At 52.3% G+C, this 12,483-nt stretch carries 13 protein-coding genes, 1 tRNA gene and 1 rRNA gene; 12 read left to right on the top strand and 3 right to left on the bottom strand.

Features of this window, described 5'->3' with window-relative positions:
• The first annotated feature begins 6 nt into the window (after positions 1-6).
• Together OXH16_24130 and OXH16_24125 are read left to right on the top strand one after the other, a co-directional pair.
• Positions 7-1,041, top strand: a complete 1,035-nt coding sequence (locus OXH16_24130; protein ID MCY3684491.1) for a sodium:calcium antiporter — start codon at positions 7-9, stop codon at positions 1,039-1,041.
• A 7-nt stretch (positions 1,042-1,048) separates the two neighbouring features.
• Positions 1,049-1,987, top strand: coding sequence for an NAD(P)H-binding protein (locus OXH16_24125; GenBank protein MCY3684490.1), 939 nt, complete (start codon positions 1,049-1,051; stop codon positions 1,985-1,987).
• On the opposite strand, the gene OXH16_24120 is transcribed toward OXH16_24125, so the two are convergent.
• On the bottom strand, positions 1,984-2,769 hold the full coding sequence (locus OXH16_24120) for a phytanoyl-CoA dioxygenase family protein (GenBank protein MCY3684489.1): 786 nt from the start codon (positions 2,767-2,769) through the stop codon (positions 1,984-1,986). The two genes, OXH16_24125 and OXH16_24120, sit on opposite strands and share 4 nt — an antisense overlap.
• Before the next feature lie 211 nt (positions 2,770-2,980).
• On the opposite strand from OXH16_24120, the gene OXH16_24115 reads away from it, so the two are divergent.
• The 7 genes from OXH16_24115 (at position 2,981) to rfbB (ending at position 6,196) form a co-directional block, all read left to right on the top strand.
• The gene (locus OXH16_24115; protein ID MCY3684488.1) at positions 2,981-3,259 is read left to right on the top strand and encodes an ImmA/IrrE family metallo-endopeptidase; all 279 of its coding nucleotides are present in this window, start codon (positions 2,981-2,983) and stop codon (positions 3,257-3,259) included.
• A gap of 51 nt (positions 3,260-3,310) precedes the next feature.
• A complete protein-coding gene (locus OXH16_24110) occupies positions 3,311-3,784 on the top strand; it encodes a type II toxin-antitoxin system VapC family toxin (protein ID MCY3684487.1) in 474 nt (157 codons plus the stop codon).
• Between the two features lie 5 nt (positions 3,785-3,789).
• Entirely contained in the window at positions 3,790-3,972 is a 183-nt protein-coding gene (locus OXH16_24105) for a hypothetical protein (GenBank protein ID MCY3684486.1), read from the top strand.
• A 32-nt stretch (positions 3,973-4,004) separates the two neighbouring features.
• A complete protein-coding gene (locus OXH16_24100) occupies positions 4,005-4,244 on the top strand; it encodes a YgiT-type zinc finger protein (protein MCY3684485.1) in 240 nt (79 codons plus the stop codon).
• A gap of 21 nt (positions 4,245-4,265) precedes the next feature.
• Positions 4,266-4,535: a hypothetical protein gene (locus OXH16_24095; protein MCY3684484.1), complete on the top strand. Its 270-nt coding sequence runs from the start codon at positions 4,266-4,268 to the stop codon at positions 4,533-4,535.
• 155 nt (positions 4,536-4,690) lie between these two features.
• Entirely contained in the window at positions 4,691-4,885 is a 195-nt protein-coding gene (locus OXH16_24090; GenBank protein MCY3684483.1) for a CopG family transcriptional regulator, read from the top strand.
• Positions 4,886-5,191: 306 nt separating this feature from the next.
• Positions 5,192-6,196: a dTDP-glucose 4,6-dehydratase gene (gene rfbB / locus OXH16_24085; GenBank protein ID MCY3684482.1), complete on the top strand. Its 1,005-nt coding sequence runs from the start codon at positions 5,192-5,194 to the stop codon at positions 6,194-6,196.
• Between the two features lie 120 nt (positions 6,197-6,316).
• Here the strand turns inward: rfbB and uvrA are convergent, their stop codons facing one another.
• A complete protein-coding gene (uvrA, locus tag OXH16_24080; GenBank protein ID MCY3684481.1) occupies positions 6,317-9,088 on the bottom strand; it encodes an excinuclease ABC subunit UvrA in 2,772 nt (923 codons plus the stop codon).
• A gap of 64 nt (positions 9,089-9,152) precedes the next feature.
• Positions 9,153-9,226: transfer RNA gene (locus tag OXH16_24075), tRNA-Arg, on the bottom strand.
• A 126-nt stretch (positions 9,227-9,352) separates the two neighbouring features.
• On the opposite strand from OXH16_24075, the gene hemL reads away from it, so the two are divergent.
• The 3 genes from hemL to OXH16_24060 form a co-directional block, all read left to right on the top strand.
• Positions 9,353-10,642, top strand: a complete 1,290-nt coding sequence (gene hemL, locus OXH16_24070; protein ID MCY3684480.1) for a glutamate-1-semialdehyde 2,1-aminomutase — start codon at positions 9,353-9,355, stop codon at positions 10,640-10,642.
• Positions 10,630-11,112 (top strand): HEAT repeat domain-containing protein, encoded by a 483-nt coding sequence (locus OXH16_24065; GenBank protein MCY3684479.1) that lies wholly within the window; start codon positions 10,630-10,632, stop codon positions 11,110-11,112. Before hemL ends, OXH16_24065 begins: the two co-directional genes overlap by 13 nt.
• A 258-nt stretch (positions 11,113-11,370) precedes the next feature.
• Positions 11,371-12,483 (top strand): 16S ribosomal RNA (locus OXH16_24060); the annotation flags it as partial.

The raw sequence follows: 12,483 nt of genomic DNA, 5'->3' as shown, positions 1-12,483 counted from the left end.
GTGAAAATGGAAAAGTGGATTGAAGAGCTTGTGATGGGATTGGCCAGTCCGTTCCTGCTTGTGATTATTGCGATGACGCTGTACACGCTCGGCAAAGGCGCAGATTGGCTCGTCGATGAAGCTGTGACGCTTTCGGTGCGCTGGGGGCTGGGGAAGGCGGTTATCGGTGCGACGATTGTGAGTATTGGTACGACGACGCCGGAAGCGGCGGTGTCCGTGTTTTCGGCGATTCAAGGAAAACCGGGGCTTGCTCTTGGGAATGCTGTTGGTTCGATTATTTGCGATACGGGTCTTATTATCGGTCTGGCTTCTCTGATTGCTCCTTTACCTCTCAACCGCCAGTTGGCATCGCGGTTGTCCAATGTGCAGGTGGGTGCTGGTATTCTTCTGGTGTTGGCCTGTTTTCCGTGGGCTTCTCCCGCGAAATTGTTTACCCAGGGTGGGGTTTTGCCACAGTTTGCCGGGTTCGCTTTTGTTGTTCTTCTCGTGCTCTATATTTGGCAGTCGATCCGCTGGGCAGCGACTATGTCGGATGCCGAGCAGGAAGATGCAACCGATGCAGAGGAGAGTAACGCGGGCCTCGTGCTTGTGAAGTTGCTCCTGGCGATTGCGGTTATTGTTATTTCGGCTCAAATTCTCATTCCCAGTGTGAGCGTTTTGGCAGAGAGAATTGGTGTGCCAAAGCACATTATTTCGGCGACGCTGGTCGCGTTTGGCACGTCGCTCCCAGAACTCGTGACGGCGATTACCGCTGTCAGACGCGGGCACGGCGAGCTGGCGGTTGGCAATATTATCGGTGCTGATATTCTCAATGTGCTCTTTGTCGCCGGTGTCTCGGCTGCGGCAACACCAGGTGGCTTGCAAGCCGATGGTCAGTTTTTCCAATTTTTGTTCCCGGCTATGGTGTTTATTCTCGTTGTTTTTCGCTGCGGTATTTTTGTGTCGGGCAATGCGATGAAGCGTCCTTTTGGGGTTGTGCTGGTGGCGACGTGGCTTCTGGTGACTCTGCTGAGTTATGTGCTGTCCGTAGATATGCATTAGGCAGGTAATGTTTCAGGATAAGGGAAAAGACAAGCTCGTTCTGGTGACGGGGGCCAGTGGCTATGTTGGTGGGCGGCTGGTTCCGGTGCTTGAAGAGAGGGGCGCGCGCGTGCGGTGTCTGGCTCGCAATCCCCAATTTCTGGCTGGTCGGTTTTGTTCCGATACCGAGATTGTCGCAGGGGATGTGCTGGATCGGGATTCGCTGAGGGTTGCTCTGGAGGGGGTAGATACGGCGTACTATCTGGTGCATTCTATGGGGTCTAGAGCCAATTTTGAGGAGCAGGACCGCATTGGGGCACAAAATTTTGCTCGCGTCGCGCTGCAGCAAGGGGTTCGGCGCGTTATTTATTTGGGGGGGCTGGTTGGGGCTGGCCAGCTTTCTTCCCATCTGGCCAGCCGTCGGGAGGTGGGGGCTATTCTGGCTGCTGAGGGACCTGCGACGCTGGAGTTTCGCGCTTCTATTATTATTGGTTCGGGGTCGCTGTCTTTTGAGATGGTGCGCAGTCTGGTCAATAAGTTGCCGATTATGATTACGCCGAGTTGGGTCCGCACACCGACCCAGCCTATTGCGATTGAAGATGTGATTGCTTATTTGATCCAGGGTCTGGATGTGGAGGAGGAGGGGAGTGCGGTTTTTGAGATTGGGGGTCCAGAACAGGTGTCCTACGGCGGGCTGATGCGCGAGTATGCCCGTCAGATTGGCGTGCGGCGTGTTATGATTCCGGTGCCTTTTTTGAGTCCTCGTCTTTCCAGTTTGTGGTTGGGGCTGGTGACGCCTCTTTATGCGCGGGTGGGTAAGAAGCTCATCGACAGTTTGCGGAATGAGACGATTGTCCGAGATGATGGCGCGCGCGAGCGTTTTCCCGTCCGTCCTCTGGGTGTGCGTCAGGCGATGGCTCGTGCGCTTGAGGAGGATCGGGAGATGGCTCAGATTAGCAGCCGTTAGTCAGCGATCTTTAAGAGTCTGCCAGCGCCCCTTCCAGGATAGGTTCTCGAGTTGGCGCCCGGATAAGCATAGCCGTTGATAAAGATGCGCCGCGGTTTCCGCGAGCGGTTCGGTTCGCTGCCGTGGATGACGTATGGGTTGAATAGGACTACGCTGCCAGCTTTCATGATCCCCGTAATGGCGTCGTCGGGATTGAAGAGTGCCGGGTATTCTTCTTCGCTGCGACTCAGCGGGCCCAGATGTCCCAATTTGCAACTTTTAGGGATGAATTTCAGAGGTCCGCTTTCTTCGGTTACATCGTCAATGGCGATGGCTTGTTGGACAAAGCTGCCGCGTCCGTTGACGTCCTTCCACCAGGGTTTCCCATATCCGCGATGTTCGCTGTCCTGATGCCACGGAAATGCCACGTTGTCGCCGGGTATTTTGAAGTGGGCCTGGTTGATTAACTGGTTCATTTCGTTGCTGTCCAGCAACTGGCTCGCCATTCCGAGGAGGCGATGGTCTTTGCCATAAGCGAGCAATACGGGTTCGGCTGCCCCGCACCAGGAGATGCGGTGTATGATGACCCGCCCCGATTCCTTTCTTTCTATGGCAAAATCAGAGCCTTTGTGGATCCCGGGCTCCGATAGCGCGTAGGCCATTTTTTGCAGACGGTCAAATCCGGCTCGCATTTCTTCGATTTCGGTGAGTGTGAAAACGTCAGGTACGATGACGAATCCTATTTCGAAGAATGCTTCGATCTGTTCTTCACTGAGTATTAGGTGAGGAGTCGGGTTTCCCATAATACACCTTCCAGAAAAAGCGAAAGGTCCCGAGAGATCCCAGGACCTGCTGCCGACTGGGACCACCCCCAGTCCAGTGTTCGGAAATATAGTCCTTAAAAGCCTATTATGTCAAGAAAACGTTTTTGATATGGTGCGATAATCAAAATAATTATTCTATATTATTGACAAGTATCGTGCGATTATCTAAGATGAAATTTCGGGTCTTTTTTTGAGTAGTCCCGATTTTGGCCTGGCGGTTCTGGCTAATCTCAATCAGGCGCCAGTGCGGCGGCAGTTTTCTTTTGCTCATGAACACGGTCACGCGCTTATGGACCGCGATGAGGCGGCTACTGTTACGAGTGCTCACAATGCTAAGACGAGGACTGAGCAGCGGGCGAATGCTTTTGCAGCCGCTTTTCTGATGCCCGAAGAGGGTGTGCGAGATTTTCTGCATAGTCTGGGCAAAAAAATAAATTGTCCTGTCTGTATCGCTGAGAAGCGGCTTTAGAGCGCATTATGCACTTTTGACATATGTATATATATTTAAGGGTACTTCGCTATGACTAAACGAGTTTATATCGAAACGACAATTCCCAGCTACCTGACTGCACGACCAAGTCGTGACCTGCTTCAGGCAGCGAGGCAACAAATAACGCACACCTGGTGGAACAGTGTGCGTCAAAATTATGATCTGTGCATTTCGGAAATCGTCTTGGACGAAGCGACTTCGGGCGATGCTGATGCTGTACAGAGACGTCTATCTTTCCTACAGGGTTTTCCGCTTCTTGACCTGACAGAAGCTGTTAACGATGTTGCAAAGGCTATCATGGATTCAGGATTGCTGCCACAGAGAGCAGTACGTGATGCCATCCATATTGCCGTCTCATCGGTTCACGGCATTGATATTCTGTTGACCTGGAATTGTCGGCACATTGCTAATGGGGCAATCATGAAGGAACTTCGTACAATCGTGGCAGATTGTGGCTATGAACTACCAATCCTCTGTACACCCGAAGAATTAATTGGAGAATAATCGCTATGAAAGAACTAAACGATAAAGAGACCACGGATGAGGTTATCCAAGAAACCAGAAGGATCAAAGAAGCCCTGGCAAAGTCTATGGATTTTGACATTGATCGCATTCTAAAAGATGCAAGGCTGAAACAGGGAAAGAGCGGTAGGAAGATTCTTTCTCCTCCAGTCCAGCAATTAGTTGATTAGATGCTTATGAATGCGATCTGGGCGGAGGATTGGTGGATGCTTATGGACAAGGAAATAACAATGAACTGCATCCACTGTTCTGGGCAAATGAAACGCTCAAATGCGCCTTTCACGTTGACCGAAAGGGTTATCATCTGATGTTTTACACAGTCCCAGCCTGGGTCTGTGAACAGTGCGGTGAGGCGTACTTTGAAGAGCGCGAAGTCACCGCAATTCAGAGTGCTATTAAGGGACTGGACCAACAGGTCCGGCAACTTGTCGAGGATACTTGAGATGATTAGCAGGGGTTGCATATGGACCTTCACGAACTCGTCCTTGAAATGAAGCAGCTTGAACGACGGCTCACGCTTTATGAAGAAAAATACGGGATTCTCAGCCAGGATTTTTACGACATTTTTATGGCGGGAAAACTATTGCGCTACGACGACTTTGACGAGACCCGAACGGATTTCAGTCGGTGGAAAGGTATTTACGAAATCTGGCAACGCCGCAAGATGGCCTATAGCGAACAAATCCAGCAAAGCGATCCAGCAGACGTATTGCGTGTACAACCTGTTTATTGATATAGCTGAAAATCTCTCGAGCACATAGACATCCGACACTCTGCGACTATTACTCAAAATTTATATCGAACCAACTGTGAGAAGATGTGTATGAAATGATGGCGATACCAGATCGGTATCGTGTCTATTTTGCGATGTTTAGAGGAGATGGCAATATGGCGGCTACAATTCAACTGGCTCCCGAAGCCGAGCAACGAATTGATTATCTGGTGTCGAAAACGGGGCGTACGAAAGGTTTCTTTCTCGGGGAGATTATCAAACGTGGTCTTGAGGATGTGGAGGATTACTATCTTGCCGCAGACTTACTGGAGGGCGTCCAAAAAGGTACGGAGACGGTGTACTCAGATTAGCCGTCCCAAAGTACCATCAGTTAAAGCCATTCCGCACAGCGCGTGAGTCCGTCTCGCAGCGGACATTTTTACGGCATTTCAACTGTGCAGGCCACCTTCTGACGTACAATCTCCACAAACGTTTTGTGCTGTGCAAGCCCCCCGCAGGGGCGCCCTTTTTTTCCTTTATTTTTTTGGGCGCGCAAAAAAATGAAGTCGCCGAAGGCATGAAGGAAAAATATTAAAAAAACTTTATAGGTCGTTTTACCACAACAAATGAATTATCCACACCTCTCATTCAGGTGAACGGAGAAAAATTTGAAGACAATGCTCATTACAGGCGGTGCCGGGTTTATCGGCAGCCATTTTGTGCGATATGTTCTCGATACGTATCGCGATTATCGCGTTATCAATTTGGACAAGCTGACGTACGCGGGCAATCTGGACAATCTGCTGGATGTTGCGGATAGTCCCCGGTATGAATTTGTGCGAGGGGATATTTGCGATGCCGGGCTGGTCAATGATTTGATGCAGCGGGTTGATCTGGTGGTGAATTTTGCCGCGGAAAGCCATGTTGATCGGAGCATTATGGGTGCCGAGGAGTTTATGAAGTCCAATGCGCTGGGTGTGTACACGTTGCTCGCTGCAGCGCGAGATTGCGGTGTTGAGCGGTTTTTGCAGGTGAGTACAGATGAGGTGTATGGGTCTTTGGGAGAGGACGAAGATCCGTGGACTGAAGATGCACCGATTGCGCCGCGCAATCCGTATGCGGTGGCGAAAGCGTCTGGAGATATGATGGCGCGGGCGTTTGCCATTACGTATGGTTTGCCCGTGGTGATTACGCGCGCGTCCAATAACATTGGAGGTTTTCAATATCCCGAGAAGCGCGTGCCTATTTATATTACCAATGCGATGGACGATCTTGCGTTACCGGTGTATGGCGTAGGGACGGCGATTCGCGATCATCTTTATGTGACGGATCACTGCGAGGCGATTGATCTGGTGCTGCACAAGGGCGCGCAGGGTGAGGCGTATAATGTGGGGGGTGAGAATGAGGCGGATGGCCTTTCTGTTGCGGAAAAGATTCTGGAGTATTTGGAGAAGCCGAAAGATTTAATGCAGCATGTGGCTGATCGGCCCGGACACGATATGCGGTATTCTCTGAATGCGTCGAAAATTATGGCGCTGGGGTGGAAGCCAAAGTACAATTTTGAAGAGTCATTGCGCCTGACGGTTGAATGGTATTTGGGCAATGAAGATTGGTGGCGAAAAATTCGAGAGAGCGCAGGGTATCGAGAGTATTACAGGCGGCAATACGATGAGCGGAAATAGGTGACGGAGATATAAAAAATAAAAGAAGCGTCCCAGCAAGTGATGGGGCGCTTTTTTATTTTTTAACTGACATTAGGCAAGGCAGATGTTCGAGATGGGCAACATCGCAACCATCTGTGTTTATCCGTGTTCATCGGTGGTTGCTTTTGGGGTTAAAATTTCTTTGAGGAAATGACCTGTGTGGGAAGATGGATTTTGGGCGATGGTCTCTGGCGTGCCGGTTGCGACGATGTTGCCGCCTTTTTCGCCTGCGTCGGGTCCGAGGTCGATGACCCAGTCTGCGCGTTTGACGACGTCGAGGTTGTGTTCTATGATGAGAACCGTGTTGCCGCGGTCAACGAGGCGGTCGAGGACTTCGATGAGGACGCGGATGTCGTCAAAGTGCAATCCCGTGGTGGGTTCGTCGAGGAGATAAAGCGTTTTGCCCGTGGCGGTTCGCGCAAGTTCGGTTGCGAGTTTGACGCGCTGTGCCTCGCCGCCAGAGAGGGATGTGGCTGGCTGACCGAGGCGCAAATAACCCAGGCCCACGTCGGCGAGTGATTTGAGTTGTCGCTGTGCCGCCGGGATGTTGCGGAAGAAGGTGCGGGCACGATTTACTGTGAGGTTTAAGACATCGGCTATTGAACTGCCTTTGTATCGGATTTCGAGGGTTTCTCGGTTGTATCGGCTGCCACTGCATACGTCGCAGGTGACGAATACGTCAGGGAGGAAGTGCATTTCAATGCGGCGCACGCCATCGCCCTGGCAGGCTTCGCAGCGCCCGCCTTTGATGTTGAAGCTGAAGCGCCCGGCGCCATAACCGCGCACTCTGGATTCGGGCAATTGGGCGTAGAGTTGGCGTATGGCTGTGAAGAGTCCCGTGTATGTGGCGGCATTTGATCGCGGGGTGCGCCCGATTGGGGATTGGTCTATGCGAATGACTTTGTCGATTTGTTCAACGCCTTCGATAGATTTATGAGGCAATGGTTCTGTGCTGGCGCGGTGGAGTTGTCGGGCGAGCGCGGGATACAGGGTGTGATTGATGAGCGAGCTTTTGCCCGAGCCAGATACGCCGGTGACGCATACAAAGACGCCCAGGGGAATATCGATATTGACGTTTTGCAAGTTGTGTCCGCTGGCGCCTCTGATTGAGAGATGCCCGCGGGGGTGGCGAATGTCGGGGGGGAGAGGGATGGTTTTTCGACCGGCGAGATAATTGCCGGTGAGAGAATTTTCGTCTGCGATCACGGTTTTTGGTGGTCCCTGTGAGATAATTTTGCCGCCGCGTTCACCCGCGCTCGGGCCCAGGTCGATGAGATGATCGGCCATTTGCATGGCTTCGCGGTCGTGTTCGACCACGATGACCGAGTTGCCCAAATCGCGCAGGTTGCAGAAGGTGTCGATGAGTTTGCGGTTGTCGCGGGGGTGTAAGCCTATACTGGGTTCGTCGAGTACGTAGAGAACACCGACGAGGCGGGTTCCGATTTGTGTGGCGAGGCGAATGCGCTGAAATTCACCTCCTGAAAGTGTTGCGGCTTTGCGGTTGAGCGCGAGGTATCCCACGCCGACATCCGTGAGAAATGCGAGGCGGTTTTCGATTTCGCGTGTGAGGGGGGCAGCGATCTCGGCCGCGTTGTTTTTGAGGTCGAGTGTTTGGAAGAATTGCCTGATTTTTTCAATAGGCCTGCTGGCGATGTCTGCGATTGTACAATTGGAAATTGTGACGGCAAGAGCCTCAGGGCGCAAGCACGCACCCTGGCAGTCGGGGCAGGTTTGCCCGCGCATAAAACGCTCGATTTTTTCTCGCGCTTCGTCGGATGTAGCCGTTTTGTATTGGTGCTGGAGGTCGGGTATGACGCCAGTTTTTCCTCTGAGGATTGTTCTTTGGACGGTTTTGGAGAGTTTGGAAAAGGGCATTGAGGGATCGAATGAGAGGTTGCGCGATAGGCGTTGAAGTTGGTCTGCCTGGCGTTTGCCTTTGGGGATCCCCCAGGGGGCAATCGCGCCTTCGAGGATGGATTTTGACGGATCGGGCACGACGAGGTCGGGATCGACTTCAAAAACAGTGCCCATACCGCTGCAAGTAGGGCAAGCGCCGTGCGGGCTATTGAATGTGAAGAGGCGGGGTTCTATTTCTTCGATTTCAAAGTGGCCTTCTGTGCAGGCAAAGCGCGTGGAGAATGTCCATTCCTCATCGTCAATAATGTCGAGTGTGGCTGTGCCGTTGGCCAGGTCGAGGGCTGTTTCGAGTGAGTCTGCGAGGCGCGCGGCCATGTTTTCGCGCACGACGAGGCGGTCGATGACGGCTTCGATGTTGTGCGCTGTGTTTTTATCGAGGTTGATGTCGCTGTCGAGTGACGCGACTTCGCCATTGACGCGCACCCTGAGATAGCCTTCTTTGCGCAACTGGTTAAAAACACTCAGGTGGGTGCCTTTGGCATTGCGGATCAGAGGCGCGAGGATCTGAAGGCGTTGTCCTTCGGGTAGTGCGAGTACGCGATCGACAATTTGCGCGACGCTCTGGCGCACAATGGGCTGGCTGCATATCGGACAATGCGGCGTGCCTATTCTGGCAAATAAGAGACGCAAATAGTCATAGACTTCGGTTATGGTGCCCACTGTTGAACGCGGTGTGCGGGGGATGCCGCGTTGTTGAATTGCCACAGCGGGCGAGAGTCCTTCTATGCTGTCGGCATCGGGTTTGTCCATGAGATCGAGAAATTGCCGCGCATAGGCGGATAGCGATTCCACATAACGGCGTTGTCCTTCGGCGTAGATCGTGTCGAAGGCCAGGGACGATTTGCCCGATCCTGAGGGTCCGGTGATGACGACGAGGCAGTTGCGCGGGATGTCCAGGTCGATGTTTTTGAGGTTGTGCTGACGCGCACCTCTGATGGTGATTGTATCGCTCATTGACGTCATAATAAAAAATGAAAAAAATTCAGGCACTTAAAATTTAAGTGCCTGAAAAATAAAGTGCGGCAGAGAGGACTCGAACCCCCAACCCTCTGGTCCGAAGCCAGATGCTCTGTCCAATTGAGCTACTGCCGCTGTGCAAATAATATACGGATTGTGGTCGTGTTTTGCAAGCGGAGGAATTAGCTTGACAGGATACAGTGAGAGGTGTAATTAAGATGTTGTCACAATATTCCATTTGTCTTTTCACGGAGGTGTAATTTGAATACGCGTTCAAAAACGCTATTTGACGCAGCACAACAGGTGATTCCCGGAGGTGTAAATAGTCCTGCAAGAGCATTTGGTCCCGTAGGTGGTGACCCGCTCTTTATTGTGAAAGGAGAGGGGGCGCGAATTGTCGATGCCGATGGGAGATCTTATATCGATTTTGTGGGGTCCTGGGGACCGCTTATTTTGGGTCATGCACATCCGGAAATTGTCGCGGCTGTCAATACAGCGGCCGCTGGGGGGACGAGTTTTGGCGCGCCGACAGAAATCGAAGTGAAGATGGCCCAATTGGTCACTGAAATGGTGCCGAGTGTGGAAATGGTGCGGATGGTAAATTCGGGTACCGAAGCCACGATGTCGGCTATTCGGCTGGCTCGCGGGCACACGGGGCGAAACAAAATTGTCAAATTTGAGGGGTGCTGGCACGGGCATGCCGATAGTTTTCTGATTCAGGCGGGGTCTTCTGCTCTCACGATGGGCGCGCCGAGCAGCCCGGGGGTTACGCCTGGAACCGCAGCGGATTCGATTACAGTGCCTTTTAATGATCTGGAGGCCGTAGAAAAAGCCGTTGTGGAAAATAGGGATGAGATCGCGGCTGTTATTGTTGAGCCTGTGGCCGGCAATATGGGAGTGATTCCGCCAGCGCCGGGTTTTTTGCAGGGGTTGAGAGATATAACGGCAGAAATGGGTATTGTGCTGATTTTCGATGAGGTCATCACCGGGTTCCGCGTCAGTCAGGGGGGGGCGCAGGAGCTTTATGGGGTGACGCCTGATTTGACGACTTTGGGGAAGATTATCGGCGGTGGGCTGCCCGTTGGTGCTTTTGGCGGTAGGCGAGAAATTATGTCAGATATTTCACCGCTGGGTAAAATGGTGTCGCAGGCCGGCACATTGTCGGGCAATCCCCTGGCTATGACAGCGGGATATGAGACACTCAAACGCCTGCGAGAACCGGGTGTTTATGAGGTGCTGGAGGCAAGGGTACAGGCTCTGGAGACAGGTATTTTGGAAAATTTAAAAGCTCTGGGGTTGAAATATCAGACCAATCGGGTGGGTTCGATTATGACCTTGTTTTTTACGGAAGTACCTGTGACGTCATTCGATGCTGCCAATGCGTGTGATCAGGATCTGTTCGCCCGGTATTTTCGGGAGATGCTCAATCGAGGTGTTTATCTGGCTCCGTCGCAGTTTGAGGCTGCGTTTGTCTCTCTGGCCCATTCTGACGCGGATATTGACAGGACTATAAAGACCAATTACGAAGCCCTGAAAGCATGTATCAGTTAAAGAAAATACTGCCAGCACTTTTGCTTTTTTTATGTGGCTGTAGCTCGCCACATGGCGATTATGTTCAGCAATTGCGATCGGGGACGGTTGATCAGCGCATTGATGCGGCTGCCTTTTTGGGCGCACAGCGCGTTTTTGAAGCTGTTCCCCATTTGCGCGCTGCTTTGCGCGACTCTGCCGCACCTGTGCGCACAAAGGCCGCCTGGGCATTGGGAATGTTGCGGGCGAAGGAGGCATTGCGCGATCTGATCCGAATGCTTGGAGACAAAGATCGGGATGTGCGCCAGATTGTTGCCTGGGCATTGATGCAAATTGAAGAGCCGGAAGCCATTTTAGCACTTGAACGCGCTATGGCGTCTGAACCCGATGCATGGGTAAAGAAAGATATGGAGCGGGCAGTGCGCTACTTGAGGCAGTTTGATGGCGAAGCAGATGTTGAAGAAGGTCGTGTGAGAGGAGAATTTTTCTGAAAAGATTTGACATTTGAGGTTCTATTTTATATATTTCGCGCTCTGCACCCAAAATGGTGCAGAATTTTGCTTGACTTGCAAATGTCGATTTGATAGATTTACTCCTTACCGGCACTTTGTAAGTCAAGAGTGCCTATTTTGTTCTTTGAAAATCAAATAACGTGCATGTGTTATTCAAAAGCTTGGTAGGTTCTCAAGGTTTCTTGAGAATTTCAGTAATTTGCAAAAAAAGCCCATAATATGGGCTCTCTCATTTTTTTCACGGAGAGTTTGATCCTGGCTCAGAACTAACGCTGGCGGCGTGTCTTAGTCATGCAAGTCGAACGAGAAAGCGTTCTTCGGAACGTGAGTACAGTGGCGGACGGGTGAGTAACACGTGGGGAACCTGCCCTCAAGCTGGGAACAACCCGCCTAACGGCGGGCTAATACCGAATGTGGTTGTCAGTCCGCATGGTATGACAACTAAAGGTGGCCTCTCCTTGGAAGCTACCGCTTGTGGATGGCCCCGCGCTCAATTAGCTAGTTGGTAGGGTAACGGCCTACCAAGGCGACGATTGATAGCCGACCTGAGAGGGTGATCGGCCACACTGGGATTGAGATAAGGCCCAGTCTCCTACGGGAGCCAGCAGTCTAGAAATTTGGGCAATGGGCGAAAGCCTGACCCAGCGACGCCGCGTGGGGGATGAAGCTTCTCGGAGTGTAAACCCCTGTTAGGTGGGACGAAAGCCCGTATACGAATAGTAGGCGGGTTTGACGGTACCACCAGAGGAAGCTCCGGCTAACTCCGTGCCAGCAGCCGCGGTAATACGGAGGGAGCGAGCGTTGTTCGGAATTACTGGGCGTAAAGGGCGCGTAGGCGGCCTCGTAAGTCGGGTGTGAAATGCCGGGGCTCAACCCCGTGCACTGCACCCGATACTGCATGGCTAGAGAAAGGTAGAGGCGAGCGGAATTCCCGGTGTAGCGGTGGAATGCGTAGATATCGGGAAGAACATCTGCGGCGAAGGCGGCTCGCTGGGCCTTATCTGACGCTGAAGCGCGAAAGCGTGGGGAGCAAACAGGATTAGATACCCTGGTAGTCCACGCCGTAAACGATGAGAACTTGATGTCGGGAGGGTCTGCCTCTCGGTGTCGGAGCTAACGCGTTAAGTTCTCCGCCTGGGGAGTACGGCCGCAAGGTTGAAACTCAAAGGAATTGACGGGGACCCGCACAAGCGGTGGAGCATGTGGTTTAATTCGATGCAACGCGAAGAACCTTACCTACCCTTGACATCCTCGGAACTTGTCAGAGATGACTTGGTGCCTTCGGGAACCGGGTGACAGGTGCTGCATGGCTGTCGTCAGCTCGTGTCGTGAGATGTTGGGTTAAGTCCC

It is taken from the genome of Gemmatimonadota bacterium (genome assembly GCA_026705765.1).
Classification (GTDB): domain Bacteria; phylum Latescibacterota; class UBA2968; order UBA2968; family UBA2968; genus VXRD01.
Note: the sequence above shows the minus strand (reverse complement) of the source record. Positions and strands in the feature narration are given on the sequence as shown.